This is a genomic window from Pseudomonas sp. TNT2022 ID642 (assembly GCF_028656995.1).
GTDB lineage: Bacteria > Pseudomonadota > Gammaproteobacteria > Pseudomonadales > Pseudomonadaceae > Aquipseudomonas.
In genome coordinates this window covers 19,116-34,492 of the sequence record NZ_JAMDGW010000015.1, presented here as the reverse complement: position 1 = coordinate 34,492, position 15,377 = coordinate 19,116, and the positions used below count along the sequence as shown (strand labels likewise).

Sequence of the window (15,377 nt, the reverse complement as noted above, 5' to 3'; positions counted from 1 at the left end):
AGAACCAGAGACAACCCGGGAAACATATGTTTGGTTGTGAAGGGAAGTTATCAAATATAGCCTTCGAAACTTACCGGCACTGATGCCTGTGTATTAATTCTAAAAGGATTTAATTTATGTCGTTTCTCAATCAGCGTGGTGTTTTTCTGCAAATGATGCTGCCGAACCAATCTGAGCCCAATACCATTGTTTCGATGCAACTTGCTCGCAAGGAACTGGGCTGGGATGCCGAAGAGCAGCTGTCGACCGAGGCGTTGGTCGATTCTGTTTATGTCGTCGCGGTGTCCAGTGATCGTGGTAATTCTTTCACGATTCGTACCGATAAAGCGGATGTGGACGGCGACGGTGATATTGATGCTGATGACAAAGCCAAGTTGGCAGCGCTAGCCAAGGCTTATGCGAGTATCATCACTCCATGAGTTCCAACGCTTTAGCGTAGTTTTAACAGCACATGACAAAACCCTGCATGAGTCACTCAATGCAGGGTTTTTATTTCTCGTGCTTGGGTCAATATGAAGAAGTGACGATAGCCGAGAGGTTCAGATCTTGAAGTCCCTCATCGATGCAAAGGAGCCCGCGATCTTTCTGAAAATGAACTGATCGTCCAGATCAATATCGCCATCGCTGTCTGCGTCCGTGGAACCCAGCACTGTTTTATAAAGACCGTTGCTATAGTCTCTGACTGTCACAACGGCGTCAGGTTGATTAAGGTCCTGGTTGGAAACGTTAAACAACCCGATGTTGACATCTGCCAATCGGCTGTTTGATATCTGACTGCCGAATGAAAGAAGAATGCAGCGGTAGCGACGACCCTCACCGACTGCACTCAAACCAACCACGGCGGAGGCAAGATCGGCCGCGAGAGCGTAATAAGAGGCGTCATCATCATCGATGTCGCCGTCTCCCTCGACATCATCGAATCCTGTAACGGTTTCATATTTCCCGTTGGCAGTATTTGAATAGGCTGTTACCACTACATCGGGCTTCGAATTGATTGCGTCACCATTGTTGTAGCGGGAGATTACGGCCTTTCGTGCTCCGCTTGCATCAGCGTCCTTGAATTCGACCACGACTGAATAGTTCATGTGATTTGCTCCGTGCTTCGCAATACCGAGATGTATATTGCGTTACTTCGCACGGTATATCAGACCGCAAATGGCGACCACTGTCAGACTTGACAGGTGTACCTGTCAAGTCTGACAGTAGAACGGATTCATCTCAGGTTTTAACTTCCAGATACGCACGAATCAGGCGGGATAAAAACCATGGCTATCAAGATGTTGCTCGAGATAGCAGATATGGATCGGGACGGCATTCCGGAGATTGCTATTAACATTACGATGAAGACGCGACCGAAATGATGGATTACGAGTACTCGTTATTCGCTTTTTCCTAGGAAGGCAATGGCCGTTACGCCTTGATTTCCGAAGACACCATTGATGGTGCCATCGATAAATACGACAAGAAGCTTTACTTGCAGCTGGCGAATGCCTGCGCGCAATTCACGGGCTTTCAGTCCCGGCGTTGAGTAGCCCGCTGACACTGCACAGATCCCATGCAATGTCAGCGTTATTCAAGGTCAGTTGTGTGAGGAGACTTGCCCCAGGTCATCCCCGGAAGTGGTCTGCATATCGTTCTTGCGCAAGCTGGCCACATCGGCGGCTTTTACCGGCGCGCCTTTGTTGCCCCAACTGCCACGGATGAAACTCACCACATCCGCCACTTCCTGATCCGACAGGCGCCAGGCAAAACCCGGCATGGTGAAGGTCGATGGCGCGGTGTGTGTCGCAGGCAGCGTACCGCCCTTGAGCACAATGTGGATCAGCGACGTCGGGTCTTCCGATTGCAGCACCGGATTGCCTGCCAGCGCCGGGAACACCCGGGTGTAACCGTGGCCATCGGTGCGATGGCAGGCCGCGCAGTTGTCGATGTACACCGACGCGCCGCGTTGACTGTCGTCACCGTTCCACAGCGCCTTGGCTGCTTTCTCATCGTACTGATGCGGTTGATCGTTTGGATCAGTGGCCGGCAGCGATTTCAGGTAGCGGGCAATCGCCGTCAGGTCGGCATCGGTCATGTATTGCATGCTGTGGGTGACCACATCGCTCATGCCGCCGAACACGGCGCTGCGATCGCTACGCCCGGTCTTGAGGAACTGCACCAGTTGCTCCTCGCTCCAGCTGCCGAGGCCGTCCTTGTGGTCGCCGCGTAGGCTTTTGGCGATCCAGCCTTCCAGCGGTGCACTGCCGGCGAGGAAGTTTTTGCCGTCAGCGGCGCTGAGGGATTTTTCCTGCATGGTCAGCGCACGTGGCGTATGGCAGGCGCCGCAGTGGCCGAGGCCTTCGACCAGATACGCGCCACGATCGATCACCGGGTCGGCACTCGTCGCTTTGTAATCCTCGACCTTCGGCGCAAACATCCAGCGCCAGCCCATCAGCGGCCAGCGCATGCTCAACGGCCATGGAATATCACTGGCCTTGTTCTCCTGTGCCACCGGTTCGACGCCGTGCATGAAATACGCGTACAGCGCTTGCATGTCGGTTTCGCTGACGCGGGCGTAGGACGGATACGGCATCGCCGGGTACAACGTACTACCGTTTTTGGCGACGCCATGGCGTACGGCCTGATCGAAGTCTTCGAAGCTGTATTCACCGACGCCGGTTTTATCCGGGGTGATGTTGGTCGAGTAGATCGTGCCGATCGGCGTTTCCATTGGCAGGCCACCGGCGAACGGTTTGCCGCCCTTGGCGGTGTGGCAGGCCACGCAGTCACCGGCGCGGGCGAGGTATTCGCCTTGCTTGATCAAACTTTGATCAACTTCAGTCGCATGGATCGAGGCACTGCCGAGCAGCGCCAAAGTCGCGATAACGAGATTTTTCATGGTCATCGCTCCTTAAGCCTGAACCAGCGGGCCGGGGTTTTTCAGGTATTGCTCGCGGATCGCCTTCGCCGACCAGTAGGTCAGTGCGGCAACCAGGCCGGTCGGGTTGTAACCCAAGCCTTGCGGAAATGCCGAGGCGCCTGGAACGAAGACGTTGTGCACGTCCCAGCTCTGCAGGTAGCGATTCAACGCGCTCTTCTTCGGGTCAGTGCCCATGATCGCGCCACCGTTAAGGTGGGTGGTCTGGTAGGACGCGGTGTTGAAGTGGTCACCGACTTTCTTGCCGATCACCGCGATGGCTTTCGGCCCCATCGCTTCGGCGACCTTGCCCATTTTCTCGACCATGAAGCGGTTCATCTTGATGTCGTTTTCCTGCCAGTCGAAGGTCATTCGCAGCAGCGGCAAGCCGTAGGCATCGCGGTACACCGGATCGAGATCGAGGTAATTGCCCCGGTAGGACTGATGCGCGCCGTGGGCGTCCATCGACACCTGGTGGGTGTAGTAATCGGCGGTCGCGCGTTTCCAGTCACTGCCCCACGCCGGGGTGCCCGGCGGGTTCGAGGTGCCGGCAATCGGCCGGCTGCCGGCCTGGTTGACCCACATCGGCGAGCCGCCGACGAAGCCGTGCGGGCCGTGATCAAAGTTGTCGGCGTTGAAGTCGTCCAGCGCCACGCCGTTGCCGCCGGCGCCGATGAAGTTGTTGGTGTGGGTGTCCTTGTCGAAGAACGCCTTGATGGTCGCCATGTTCTGGTAGGCGAAGTTACGCCCGACCACGCCTTCGCCGCTGATCGGGTCGTACGGTTTGCCGATGCCGGACAGCAGCATCAGACGCACGTTGTGCAACTGGAAGGCGCCGAGGATCACCAGATCCGCCGGTTGCTCGATCTCGCGACCCTGGCCGTCGATGTAGGTCACGCCGGTGGCTTTGGACTTCGTGCTGTCGAGGTTGACCCGCAGTACGTGCGAGTTAGGCCGCAACTCGAAATTCGGCAGCGGTTTGAGCGCCGGCAGAATGTTCACGTTCGGCGACGCCTTGGAGTACATGTAGCAAACATAGCCGCTGCAGAAACCGCAGAAGTTGCACGGGCCCATCTGCGCGCCGTAGGGATTGGTGTACGGCCCGGACGTATTCGCGGACGGCAGGTTGTAGGGTTTGTAACCGACTTCCGTAGCCGCTTTGCCGAACAGCTGTGCGGAAACCGTATTCTTCTGCGCTTCCAGCGGAAACGGGTTGGAACGGTCCGGCGCGTATGGGTTGCCGCCCTTGCCTTGACCGACCAGTTGACCTTTCACGGTCCACGCCTGCCCCGAGGTGCCGAAGACTTTTTCAGCGAAATCGAAGAACGGCTCCAGCTCTTCATAGCTGACGCCGAAGTCCTGGATGGTCATGTCTTTGGGGATAAAGCTTTTGCCGTAGCGCTCTTCGTAGTGGCTGCGCATGCGCAACTCGATCGGGTCGACCCGGAAGTGCACGCCCGACCAGTGCAGGCCGGCGCCGCCAACACCATTGCCTGGCAGGAACGCGCCCAACTGGCGGTTCGGCAGGGCGATGTCGTTGACGCTGTGACGTATGGTGACGGTCTCTTTGGAGATGTCCTGAAAGAGTTTTTTGCGCACGCTGTAGGTGAGTTCGTCGATCACCTGCGGATAGTTGCCGTCGGGGTAGGTGTCTTGCATCGGCCCGCGCTCCAGCGCCAGCACGTTGAGACCCGCTTCGGTCAGTTCCTTGGCCATGATCGCGCCGGTCCAGCCGAAACCGACGATGACCGCATCTACCTTCTTCATTACCGTTGCCATGCTTACGCCCTCTCGCCGCGAATCGAAACTGCCGGGAAGGGGTATTGCTCGTTGCGTTCCACCCAATCCATGAAATCGGCGCGGGCGCCGGGGAAGCCGATCATGGTCCAGCCGACCATGCCTTTGTTGCCACCGTGGATCGGGTCGCAGAAGAATCCTTCCTTGGTGTTTTGCAGCAGCAGATTGAAGAAAATCTTCGCTGGAACGGCGTCGAATTGCGGCTTGCCAGCTTCGAGTTGCTTGAGCAAATCGTCTCGGGTAGCGCTGTCTTGCTCAGCAAATACTTTACCGTTGAGGGATTTTGCCCACTGATCCGTGGCGGCGATGCCGAGGCGATAGATCTCTTTGGGCACCAGTTTGCTCTGCCAACCCATTTCCGGCGCGGCGTCGGCATTGAACGGGCCTTGCATGTACCAAAGGGCACCGGCGGCGTACGGCGTGTTCATCTGCCGATCAATGTATTCCGGCACACCGGCTTCCAGCGCGCCCGGGCCTTGGGCATCGTTGGGGATCAACTGCGCGACGGCGGCATTGATGAACGCCCATTCTTCGGCGGTGAAATAGCTCGGCTGATATACGCCGGCATCCGCGCGAAGTGGTTGCGGCGCGGGTGCAGCCGGTGCGGCTTCGGGGGCGGCTTGCAGGACGCTGCTGCCCAGACCGGTGCCGGCCAGGGTGACCACCGGAATCAGGGTCAGGGATTTGCGCAAAAACTCACGCCGCGGGTTGTCTCGATCTGCATCAGACATGGGGGTGCACCTCATCAGGCATTAGGGGACAGCCGTTTCTGCGAACGGCTTGAGGATTTTTCGTCGAGACGGATCCGGTCTGACCCGGAAAAAGGGGACGCGTCTGCAACATGATGTGACAAATGGTAGCAGGCTAAGCTTACGGATGAACCGATTCAGCGGAAAAAACACCGGTTTTCTTTACGGCAGTGCTGGAATGCGTGCGGATTCACGTTTCTTTGACAGGCGCCTCACAGGGCTTTGACCGCGCAACGCCGAAGCTACGTTTCCCCTCATCGATGAATCCCGACACGGTTAAACCAGCATGTCCCGAGTGCGTTTTTTTCCTGCTTTGTGTTTATCGCTTGTAGTGCTTTTACCTTGGATGCCGGCCCAGGCTGCGACGACAGCGTCGGCCCGCCCCGCTGAGTGGGCGCAACCGGTCGAAGTGCAATACAACCTGTTCCAGATGTCACCGACGCTCTATCGCAGTGCCTTGCCGGATGACGGCGCGGTGCCGCTGCTGAAAAGTCTCAAGGTCGCCACGGTGATCAACTTTCTGCCGGAAGCAGACGACTGGTTATCTGACCCCGACATTCATCAGGTGCAACTTCCCTATCGCACCAATCACGTTGACGACGCCGATGTACTCAAGGCCCTGCGGGCTATTCAGGCTGCCGAAGCCAATGGTCCGGTGCTGATGCATTGCAAGCACGGTTCCGACCGCACCGGTCTGATGGCGGCGATGTATCGAGTGGTGATTCAGGGGTGGAGCAAAGAGGATGCCTTGAGCGAGATGACCCAAGGCGGTTTTGGCGACAGTATTCATTTCAAGGACGGGGTGCGTTACATGACGCAGGTGGATGTCGAAAAATTGCGCGCGGCGTTGGTCAATGGCGATTGCAGTACCAGTGCTTTCGCCACCTGTTCGATGAAAAGCTGGTTCAAGTCCGCCCACGTCGAGTGATCGGCGGGTCAGTCCGGTTGCGCTGCCAGATCAGCAGCTACCGGCTGACCCATAAAGGTCTCCAGTGCGCTGAGCAGCGAAGTCGAATCACCGGAGAAGAACGCTTCACGCAGTTCCCGGCCGGTTTGCGTATTGAATACTCCATCACGCTCAAAACGCTTGAACGCTTTGCTGGCCAATACGCCTGACCATTTGTAGGCGTAGACCGAGGCCTCGTAACCGGTCACCAGATAATCGAAACTGTTGGCAAAGCGGCAATAGGCGGGTAATTGCAGCTGCGGAATTTGTTGCAGCACCGCTTCGAAGCACGATTGCGCGTTTCGGCCATTTTTTTCGCTACGGTGCAATTCAAGATCGAGTAAAGACTCAAGCAGCAGCGTGGCGGTATCGCGGCTGGTGTGCGTCGCGATCGCGGCCAGTGCTGACGTTAGCCGTGTGCGGCTTAGTGGCGCGCGGGTTTTGTAATGTACTGCCAGCCACTGAAGCAGCTCTTCTGAAAGGCTCAATTGTTCGAACAGTTGCCCGGTGAACTCAGCTGTATCACGCGCGAGTTGCGAGATACCCGACAGGTTGTGGTGGGGCGAGCGGGTCAGCACCTGTTGCAGGCAATGCCCGAACTCGTGGAATAGCACGCGCAGGTTCTTGTGTGAAAGCAGGCAGGGATACTCGCTGGTCGCGGGCGGGAAGTTGCAGTGAAGGATGGCAATCGGCAGGGCCGGCCGGCCCTCGGCATTGATTCGTCGGTTGCGCACGGTATTGGTCAAGGCAAAGTCCGGGGCGTCCTCACGATGAAACGGATCAAAGTAGATGTAACCCATCACCTGATCGTATTCGCTGACTTCAAACAGCCGCACCTCGTCGTGCCAATGGCTGAGGTCTTGCTGCTCGGTTAATTTGATACCGAACAGGTATTCATTGAACTGGCAGAACCGGCGCAGCGTTTCATCCAGCGGAAAATACTCGCGAAGTCCTTTCAGTGTGCTCGCCGAGCGTAGCTGGCGTAATTGCTCAGCAAAAAACTCGAAATCCCAGGCCTGCAGTTCTGCGACGCCCTGCGTTACGGCGAATGCTTGCAGCGCCTGCGTGTCCTGATCCAGTGCGGCACGATTTTGCTCGATCTGTTGCTTTAAAAAATGTTCGACCTGAGTGGGTGAGGTGGCCATGTGATTTGCAAACCGCAGATGGGCGAAGCTCTCGAAACCCAGCAACCTGGCTTTTTCATGGCGTAACCCGAGTAACTTCTGCAAGACCGGACCGTTGTCGAACTGAAGAGCATGCGGTCCTTGGTCCGAGGCCCGGGTGCAATAGGCGCGGAAATACTCTTCGCGCAAACTCCGGTTTCGCGCATTTTTCATGATGTATTCGTAAGTGTTGCGATCCAGCGTCAGCAACCAGCCGCTTTTTCCCGTTCGACGCGCATTGAGCGCCAGCCGATCCTTGAACGCGGCTGACAGGCCGTCGAGCGTCGCCGCTTGGTCAACCTGCTTGCTCCAGGCGGCATTGCTGCGCTCCAGATTGATTTGGAACAATTGCTCCTGAAGCTCAATGTCGAGGTTTATCGCGGTTAACCGCTGGCGCTGTTCGGCTGGCAATTCGATGCCCGACAGACGAAAAGCGCGCAGGGTCGTTGGCTAACGACGCTTGGCGAAAGTCATCGAAACTGTCGGCGATCGAACTCTGCTGCAGACGTTGATAGGTGTGATAGAGCTCGAGGTTGGCAGACTTCTGCACCCGATAGCGTGCCGCAGTAATACTGCACAGGGCGCTCTGCTCTACCCAGTCGACATCACTTTTGACCGTCGAGAGCACGTCGATGAGAACCATGGTTTCAGCGAGCCGTGCGTCGGCTTCGGCGACGGCTATCACCAGATCATCCCAGTTGGGGTGGTCGGTCTGGGTGGCGATCACTTCGGCGATGATCCGCTGGTTATCGGCCACGATGGCATTGATGGCGGGTGCCAGGTGCTCGGCCTTTACGTCGGACCAGGCCGGCAGCTGCCAGTGTTGTAGCAGGGGATTGGTAGGGGGCATCGCGTCTTCCTTGACCGTAGGCTGAAAAATCAGCCTACGGAGAAAGCGCAAGGGCAAGGCATTACATAGATACCACCTCGCACCGTTGATTCGGTGCGAAGTAGCCACAGCTCAATTCGGCTGGTCAGGTTTCTTTTTCAGTTTCGGGTTGGGAAAAAACTGCACCGCCTGCACGGTCTTGTCCGGCGCAGGTTTGTTCAGCGCGCTGGTGTTGACCCGCGTGCCCAGCTCTTTCGGCACCGACAGACCTTGCTCGTTGAGCGTGTCCGAGTAACCGCAGGCCACACATTCACGATGCGGGACGAGGTCTTCGTTCCACATCATCAACTTGTCCGGCTCGCTGCACGCCGGGCAGACCGCCCCGGCGATAAAGCGTTTCTTGGTAATCACAGGTGCCTCACTCATGCTGCCGCGTCCTCACTCAGGCCGCTGTGGCGCAAGAGTGCGTCAATCGATGGCTCACGGCCACGGAAGTCGACGAACAGCACCATCGGTGCCTGCGAACCGCCGCGCGCCAGAATCGCTTCGCGGAAGGCGCGACCGGTTTCTGCGTTGAGCACGCCGTCTTCTTCGAACTTCGAGAAGGCATCGGCCGACAGCACTTCTGCCCACTTGTAGCTGTAGTAACCCGCCGCATAACCGCCGGCGAAGATGTGCGCGAAGCTGTTGGGGAAGCGGTTGTAGGCCGGTGGACGCATCACCGACACCTCGTCACGCACGCCCTCGAGCACTTGCAGCGGACTGCGGCCGTCACCGTGGGTGGCGTGCAATTCGAAGTCGAACAGCGAGAACTCGAGCTGACGGACCATCATCAGGCCGGACTGGAAATTCTTCGCCGCGAGCATTTTTTCCAGCAGGTCCTGCGGCAGCGGCTCGCCGCTTTCGTAGTGACCGGAAATCAGCGCGAGGCCTTCCGGCTCCCAGCACCAGTTTTCCATGAACTGGCTTGGCAGCTCGACCGCATCCCACGCCACGCCGTTGATGCCGGAAACACCGGCGTGATCAACGCGGGTCAGCAGGTGATGCAAACCATGCCCGAATTCGTGGAACAGCGTGGTCACTTCATCGTGGGTCAGCAGCGCAGGCTTGCCGCTGTCGGCCGGGGTGAAGTTGCACACCAGATTGGCCACCGGACTTTGCAGCACGCCGTCGACGGTACGACGCCGATCGCGAGCGCCGTCCATCCACGCACCGCCACGCTTGTTGGCGCGGGCATAGAGATCGAAGAAGAAGCGGCCGACGTGCTGACCGTTTTCCTTGATCTCGAACAGGCGCACGTCCGGGTGCCAGGTATCGAAGCCTTTCTGTTCAGCGATCTCGATGCCGTACAGACGTTGAACGATGGCGAACAGACCACCCAGCACTTTGTCGATCGGGAAGTAGGCGCGCAGGGTTTCCTGGGCGACGCTGTAGCGTTGTTCACGCAGCTTCTCGCCGTAGAAACCGCTGTCCCAGCTTTGCAGATCAGCGCAGCCTTGTTCGGCGGCATAGGCGCGCAGCTGTTGCAGATCCTGTGCGGCAAACGGCTTGCTGCGCTTGGCCAGATCACGCAGGAAGCTCAGCACCTGATCGCTGGACTCGGCCATTTTCGTCGCCAGGCTCAGCTCGGAGAAGCTGGCAAAACCCAGCAACTTGGCCAGTTCCTGGCGCAGGTCGAGGATCTCTTCCATCACCGGGCCATTGTCATTCTGGCCGGCGTTCGGGCCTTGATCCGAGGCGCGGGTGCAGTAGGCGGCGTAGACTTCTTCACGCAGCGCACGGTCTTGCGCGTAGGTCATCACCGCGTAGTAGCTTGGGAATTCCAGGGTGATCAGCCAGCCATCGAGGCCTTTGGCCTGTGCAGCGGCCGCCATCTGCGCCTTGGCCGAATCGGTCAGGCCGGTGAGGGCGGCTTCGTCGGTGACGTGCTTGGTCCACGCCTGGGTGGCGTCGAGCAATTGATTGGAGAAGCGGCTGCCCAGCTCGGACAGTTTGCTCTGCACTTCAGCATAGCGCTTTTGCTCGGCTTCCGGCAAGTCGATACCCGACAGACGGAAATCACGCAGGGCGTGTTCCAGAATAGTCTTTTGCGCCACGTCGAAACCGGCGGCTTCCGGGCTGTTGGCCAGCGCTTCATAGGCCTGGAACAGTTCGCGGTTCTGGCCCATCTCGGTGGAGTAGGCGCTCAGGGCTGGCAGGCACGATTCGTAGGCTTCGCGCAGTTCGGCGCTGTTGCACACGGCGTTGAGGTGGCTGACCGGGCTCCAGGCAGCGCCGAGGCGATCGTTAAGTTCGTCCATCGCCAGAACCAGGCCGGCCCATGTAGGGTTCTGGCCTTGAGTCTTGAGAATTTCGGCGATGGCGGCGCGGTTGTCGGCCAGGATCGTTTCGATGGCGGGCAGGACGTGTTCGGCACGGATCGTGGAGAACGGTGGCAGGTCGTAGGACTGCAGCAGAGGGTTGTTCACGCTCACGGTTGGCACCTTGGCTGGGGAAACATTGCCCCATCTTAATTACAATCGGCATTCACCGCAGCTATCGGCGACAGAGAGAGAAATTATCGTGTCCGTTCGCAAGTACCAGAATCACACCCCCAGCCTGAGCAAAGGCGCGTTTGTCGACGCCTCGGCGGTGGTTATCGGCGACGTCGAAATCGGTGAAGACAGCTCTGTCTGGCCGCTGACCGTGATCCGTGGCGACATGCACCGCATCCGTATCGGCGCGCGCACCAGCGTCCAGGACGGCTGCGTGCTACACATCACCCACGCCGGCCCGTTCAACCCGGACGGCTTCCCGCTGCTGATCGGCGATGACGTGACCATCGCCCACAAAGTCATGCTGCATGGCTGCAGCGTCGGCAGCCGCGTGCTGATCGGCATGGGCAGCATCGTCATGGACGGTGCGGTGGTCGAAGACGATGTGATCATTGGCGCCGGCAGCCTGGTGCCGCCGGGCAAGCATCTGCAAAGCGGCTTCCTTTATGTGGGCAGCCCGGTGAAGCAGGTGCGTCCGCTCACTGATAAGGAAAAGGCCTTCTTCACCTACAGCGCGGCGAACTACGTGAAGCTCAAGGACCTGCATCTGGCCGAAGGCTACGACACACTCTGAATCGAATTCGCGACTGCTCAGGAATACTCATGCATTACCAAACCGTACTGTTCGACCTCGATGGCACCCTGACCGACCCGCGTGAGGGCATCACCCGTTCCATCCAGTTCGCCCTCGCCAAGCTCGGTATCGATGAGCCGGATCTGAGCAAACTCGAGCATTTCATCGGCCCGCCGTTGTTGCAGGCATTTATGCAGTTCTATGAGTTTGACGAGGCCAAGGCGTGGCAGGCGGTGAATTTCTATCGTGAGCGCTTCAAGGTCACTGGTCTGTATGAGAACCGCGTATTTGAGGGCGTGACGCCCTTGCTGGAAACCCTCAGTGGCCAAGGACGGCAGTTGTACATCGCCACCTCGAAGCCATGGGAATTTGCCCGTGAGATTGCCCGGCACTTTGATTTCGCCCGGCACTTCAAGGTGATCTATGGCAGCGAGCTGGACGGCACGCGCACCAACAAGGTTGAGTTGATTGCGCACTTGATGGCGGAAGAAGGGCTGGACCCGGCGAATACGCTGATGATCGGCGATCGTAAGCATGACCTGATCGGGGCGCGCAGCAATGGCCTGGATGCGGCGGCGGTCGGTTATGGGTTTGGCAGTTTTGAAGAGTTGAGCGCGGAGGCGCCGGCTTATCACTTTGAAACGCTGGACGAGTTACATCAGGCGTTTCTGCAGCGCTGATCAGTACGCCATCGCTGGCAAGCCAGCTCCCACAGGTGAGTGATGTACTCAGGTTCACCGCTGTCCCTGTGGGAGCTGGCTTGCCAGCGATGAGGCCAATTCAGCCACGAAAGGTCTGAGAGTCTGCCAACGCTTTCAGCGCCGCTTTGCGCTCAGCGGCCGGCAGCTCCCCTAACTTCTCCACCTCCGCATAAAACCTCATCCAATCCCCCCCGACCTTTTTGAACAACGCCGCAAACGCCGGCACCCACTGGTCATACAGCCCAAACGGCAACAACCGCGCATTATTCAGCGGCGCATTCACCCAAGCGTCGTAACGCTTGTCCCCAGCCCACTGGGTGTCTCGCTTCACCCGATAGTCCCGGCGAAACTGTTCGAACTCTGCCGCTTTGCGTTCGCGCATCTGCTCAAACGGCAATGGTTGCGCATAGAGCTTCTCCAGTCGTGAACGGGTCTGGAGTACCAATTCAATAAACTGATCGCGCTGCTTCAGCCGCGAATCGGTGTCCGCCGGCAACCCACGAAACGCCCGCCACTGCCGCGTGCCCTCCTGCTCGACAAACGTGGCAAAGGACTCGTTGAACTCGGTGTCATCCTTTACATAGAAGCGCTGATGCGCCAGTTCGTGAAAGATCAGCGTGGCCAGGCGCTCATCACCCCAGCCCATCATCGAGTTAAGGATCGGGTCGTTGAACCAGCCCAGCGTCGAATAGGCCTCAACGCCGCCAATCGACACGTCCATGCCCTGCAGGCGCTGAATCGCCGCTTCACCCCGCGCCGCACTCTGGCTGTAGTAACCGCGATAGGCCACACACCCGGCAATCGGAAAGCAATGATTCTGCGGCGTCAGGGAGAACTCCTGAGTGGCGAACACATTCCACACCACATACGGTCGATGGATGTCGGCGTACAGGCGATAGCTCTGGTTGTCCGGCAAGTGCAGATGCTCGCTGGCAAAGGCGCGGGCCTTTTGCGATTGCGCCAGGTGTGCGCGCAGTGTGGCGTCGCGGCTCGGGTCATCGATTACCTTTTCCACAGGCTCGCGCGCCCGCAGCAATTGCAGCTGACCGCTGGCCAACTGAGCGTAATAGCTGACGCTGGCGCAACCGTTGAGCAACAAAAACAACACACCCGGAAACAAAACCCGAAAAACGCGATCAAGTAACCCAAGGCTTGGAATCGGCCTGCTCAAAATAAGAAATCCCCCGGAGAGTCTGCTCGCAAGACTATCCCGCCTAAAGGAGCACTGCTATGCGCATGTTAATGCTGTCAGGAGGCCTGCTGACGCTGGCCGGTTGTGCCGGATTCGGAATGCCCGATCCTGACCCTTCGCAAGCCTGGATCGATCTTGATGCCCGGCAGCAGGACACGGCGCTGCAAGCGCTGCAGGTCGATACTCAGGCGACCGCCGACAAACGCTATTTTGAAGTGCAGCCCGGCAGCCATGAGCTGAAGGTGCGTTATCAGTTTCCGGTGGAAGCGACCAATATCGGCCCTGATGCCGAGCCGTTGTGGCGCGATTGCCAGTTGAACGTGAAATTCAAGGATTTCAATGCCGGCCAGCGTTATCAGTTGCAGGCGGGCAGCATCGGTTTCCGGCCTTGGGCCAAGCTTTATGATGAGCAGCGCAAAGTCGTTGGGCAGGGTACACCGGCGGGCTGCCAGAAGACCTGATCGGCGGTATGCTGGATGTCCAAATCACAGGACATTTGATCATGCGCAGGTTGACGTTGTTGCTCGCTGCAAGTCTGCTTGCCGGCTGTCAGAGCCCGCTGCCAGCGGCGGATCCCGGCAAAGCCTGGGTCGACTTTGCGATGCCGACACCCGGTGGCAAAGTGCTGATGGCGGAACGGCTGGACAATGTGCGCCTGCAGGACGGGCGCTTTTTTCAGGTCGCGCCGGGCAGTCATGAGCTGACGGTTCGCTTTGATTTCGAGATCTTCGGCGGCGGTCAGGGAATGGATACCGATCCGCAGGAACGCCTGTGCTACATGACCGTGCCTTATGACCACTTCGAAGCCGGGCAACGTTACCGGCTCGAAGCACGGTCGCTGGCCTTCACGCCAAGCGCCCGGTTGATCAATCGTCAGGGGCAGATCGTTGCCGAAGAACGGCAGATCAACTGCGTGCCTTAAGCGTTATCAGGAGTCGTTCTTCTGATAGATGATTGCTTTGGTGCCGTTCTCACACGAACCCACCACCATGGCGATGTCGTGTTTGGCCGCCTCTTCCTTGCTGACGATTTCCAGCGTGTATGAGGGCACGGCTTTGGCCTGAATCTTCACTTCGATTTCTTTTTTCAGTTCTTCACAGTCTTTGGGTGCCGCAATGACAGAAGTGGCCAGTGCACTGCAGAGGATCGCCAAGCCAATACGTTTCATGAGTGAAGCTCCCTGAGGCAGCGCGCACGGATGTGCGCTGAAGCTGCTGTCGTGTATTCGATCATATTTTGACAGCGAGGGTTCTGCCTTCGCTCACAAGTTGTGCTGAAGGTTTCAAACCTTGTGTTGATTTTAAAATCACCTTCGCGAGCAGGCTCGCTCCCACATTGGAACTGTGTGCCACACGAATCCCTGTGGGAGCGAGCCTGCTCGCGAAGGCGCCAGATCAGCCAGCGCCGAATCAACTGACCAGCGAAGCCTCGAGGGTGATCTTCGCATTCAGTACCTTGGACACCGGGCACCCTTCCTTGGCCTTGTTGCTCAGCTCTTCGAATTGCGCCTGCGTCGCCCCCGGGATTTTCGCCTTGAGGATCAGCTTCACCGCGGTGATCGCGAAGCCGCCGTCAACCTGATCGAGGGTCACTTCCGCATTGGTATCGATGCTGTCGGCCTTCAGGCCCGCATCGCCCAGAATCATCGAAAACGCCATGGAGAAACAACCGGCATGCGCCGCGCCGATCAGTTCTTCCGGGTTGGTGCCCTTGCCGCCTTCGAAGCGCGCCTTGAAACCGTAGGGGGCTTCTCTGAGTACGCCGGTTTCAGTGGAAATCGAGCCGATACCGGTTTTCAGATCACCTGCCCAATGTGCGGATGCTTTCTTCACGATAGCCATGTCTTCCTCCTCGTCTCTGGCGCGGAAACGCCGCGTCGTCGTGGTTTTTGCTTGCAAGGCTTCTGAGGATAGACGCCGGAACAAAGTTCAGCCCGGTTGAATCGTTGACTTTTTTAGTAGGAAATTTCGACTCGGCTATTGAAACTCGGGTA

The 15,377-nt window shown here is 58.1% G+C and carries 18 protein-coding genes; 6 read left to right on the top strand and 12 right to left on the bottom strand.

The window, feature by feature from the left end; translation table 11 throughout:
- The first annotated feature begins 116 nt into the window (after positions 1-116).
- A complete protein-coding gene (locus M5G26_RS15310; protein WP_134178468.1) occupies positions 117-419 on the top strand; it encodes a hypothetical protein in 303 nt (100 codons plus the stop codon).
- A 120-nt stretch (positions 420-539) separates the two neighbouring features.
- Here M5G26_RS15310 and M5G26_RS15305 read toward each other — a convergent pair whose 3' ends face one another.
- The 5 genes from M5G26_RS15305 to M5G26_RS15285 all read right to left on the bottom strand — a co-directional run bounded on the left by M5G26_RS15305 (position 540) and on the right by M5G26_RS15285 (position 5,427).
- A complete protein-coding gene (locus M5G26_RS15305) occupies positions 540-1,085 on the bottom strand; it encodes a hypothetical protein (RefSeq protein ID WP_150694386.1) in 546 nt (181 codons plus the stop codon).
- 293 nt (positions 1,086-1,378) lie between these two features.
- Complete coding sequence (locus tag M5G26_RS15300) at positions 1,379-1,543, bottom strand: hypothetical protein (RefSeq protein ID WP_273915864.1); 165 nt, start codon at positions 1,541-1,543, stop codon at positions 1,379-1,381.
- A gap of 36 nt (positions 1,544-1,579) precedes the next feature.
- On the bottom strand, positions 1,580-2,881 hold the full coding sequence (locus tag M5G26_RS15295; RefSeq protein WP_273915863.1) for a c-type cytochrome: 1,302 nt from the start codon (positions 2,879-2,881) through the stop codon (positions 1,580-1,582).
- Between the two features lie 12 nt (positions 2,882-2,893).
- A complete protein-coding gene (locus M5G26_RS15290; protein WP_007911713.1) occupies positions 2,894-4,678 on the bottom strand; it encodes a GMC family oxidoreductase in 1,785 nt (594 codons plus the stop codon).
- 2 nt (positions 4,679-4,680) lie between these two features.
- Positions 4,681-5,427 (bottom strand): gluconate 2-dehydrogenase subunit 3 family protein, encoded by a 747-nt coding sequence (locus M5G26_RS15285; RefSeq protein ID WP_122842075.1) that lies wholly within the window; start codon positions 5,425-5,427, stop codon positions 4,681-4,683.
- A 304-nt stretch (positions 5,428-5,731) separates the two neighbouring features.
- On the opposite strand from M5G26_RS15285, the gene M5G26_RS15280 reads away from it, so the two are divergent.
- Positions 5,732-6,373 (top strand): dual specificity protein phosphatase family protein, encoded by a 642-nt coding sequence (locus M5G26_RS15280; RefSeq protein ID WP_273915862.1) that lies wholly within the window; start codon positions 5,732-5,734, stop codon positions 6,371-6,373.
- A gap of 8 nt (positions 6,374-6,381) precedes the next feature.
- Here M5G26_RS15280 and M5G26_RS15275 read toward each other — a convergent pair whose 3' ends face one another.
- The 4 genes from M5G26_RS15275 to prlC form a co-directional block, all read right to left on the bottom strand.
- The gene (locus tag M5G26_RS15275; protein WP_273915861.1) at positions 6,382-7,902 is read right to left on the bottom strand and encodes a M3 family metallopeptidase; all 1,521 of its coding nucleotides are present in this window, start codon (positions 7,900-7,902) and stop codon (positions 6,382-6,384) included.
- A gap of 13 nt (positions 7,903-7,915) precedes the next feature.
- On the bottom strand, positions 7,916-8,404 hold the full coding sequence (locus M5G26_RS15270) for a hypothetical protein (RefSeq protein ID WP_273915860.1): 489 nt from the start codon (positions 8,402-8,404) through the stop codon (positions 7,916-7,918).
- Between the two features lie 111 nt (positions 8,405-8,515).
- Positions 8,516-8,809 (bottom strand): YheV family putative zinc ribbon protein, encoded by a 294-nt coding sequence (locus M5G26_RS15265; RefSeq protein WP_134178474.1) that lies wholly within the window; start codon positions 8,807-8,809, stop codon positions 8,516-8,518.
- Complete coding sequence (gene prlC, locus M5G26_RS15260; RefSeq protein ID WP_273915859.1) at positions 8,806-10,857, bottom strand: oligopeptidase A; 2,052 nt, start codon at positions 10,855-10,857, stop codon at positions 8,806-8,808. The genes M5G26_RS15265 and prlC overlap by 4 nt, the downstream gene beginning before the upstream one ends.
- A gap of 88 nt (positions 10,858-10,945) precedes the next feature.
- On the opposite strand from prlC, the gene M5G26_RS15255 reads away from it, so the two are divergent.
- Positions 10,946-11,491 (top strand): gamma carbonic anhydrase family protein, encoded by a 546-nt coding sequence (locus M5G26_RS15255; protein WP_134178476.1) that lies wholly within the window; start codon positions 10,946-10,948, stop codon positions 11,489-11,491.
- Between the two features lie 29 nt (positions 11,492-11,520).
- Positions 11,521-12,171 carry an HAD family hydrolase gene (locus M5G26_RS15250; RefSeq protein WP_273915858.1) on the top strand — a complete coding sequence of 217 codons (651 nt, stop codon included), beginning with the start codon at positions 11,521-11,523 and terminating at the stop codon, positions 12,169-12,171.
- Positions 12,172-12,271: 100 nt separating this feature from the next.
- On the opposite strand, the gene M5G26_RS15245 is transcribed toward M5G26_RS15250, so the two are convergent.
- Positions 12,272-13,363: an aminopeptidase gene (locus M5G26_RS15245; protein ID WP_273915857.1), complete on the bottom strand. Its 1,092-nt coding sequence runs from the start codon at positions 13,361-13,363 to the stop codon at positions 12,272-12,274.
- 59 nt (positions 13,364-13,422) lie between these two features.
- Between M5G26_RS15245 and M5G26_RS15240 the strand changes: the two genes are divergently transcribed.
- Positions 13,423-13,845, top strand: a complete 423-nt coding sequence (locus M5G26_RS15240; protein WP_134178479.1) for a PA0061/PA0062 family lipoprotein — start codon at positions 13,423-13,425, stop codon at positions 13,843-13,845.
- A 41-nt stretch (positions 13,846-13,886) separates the two neighbouring features.
- A complete protein-coding gene (locus M5G26_RS15235; protein ID WP_134178480.1) occupies positions 13,887-14,306 on the top strand; it encodes a PA0061/PA0062 family lipoprotein in 420 nt (139 codons plus the stop codon).
- Between the two features lie 6 nt (positions 14,307-14,312).
- Here M5G26_RS15235 and M5G26_RS15230 read toward each other — a convergent pair whose 3' ends face one another.
- Positions 14,313-14,552, bottom strand: a complete 240-nt coding sequence (locus M5G26_RS15230) for a DUF1161 domain-containing protein (RefSeq protein ID WP_134178481.1) — start codon at positions 14,550-14,552, stop codon at positions 14,313-14,315.
- A gap of 241 nt (positions 14,553-14,793) precedes the next feature.
- Entirely contained in the window at positions 14,794-15,225 is a 432-nt protein-coding gene (locus M5G26_RS15225; protein ID WP_064389763.1) for an OsmC family protein, read from the bottom strand.
- Between the last annotated feature and the right edge of the window lie 152 nt (positions 15,226-15,377).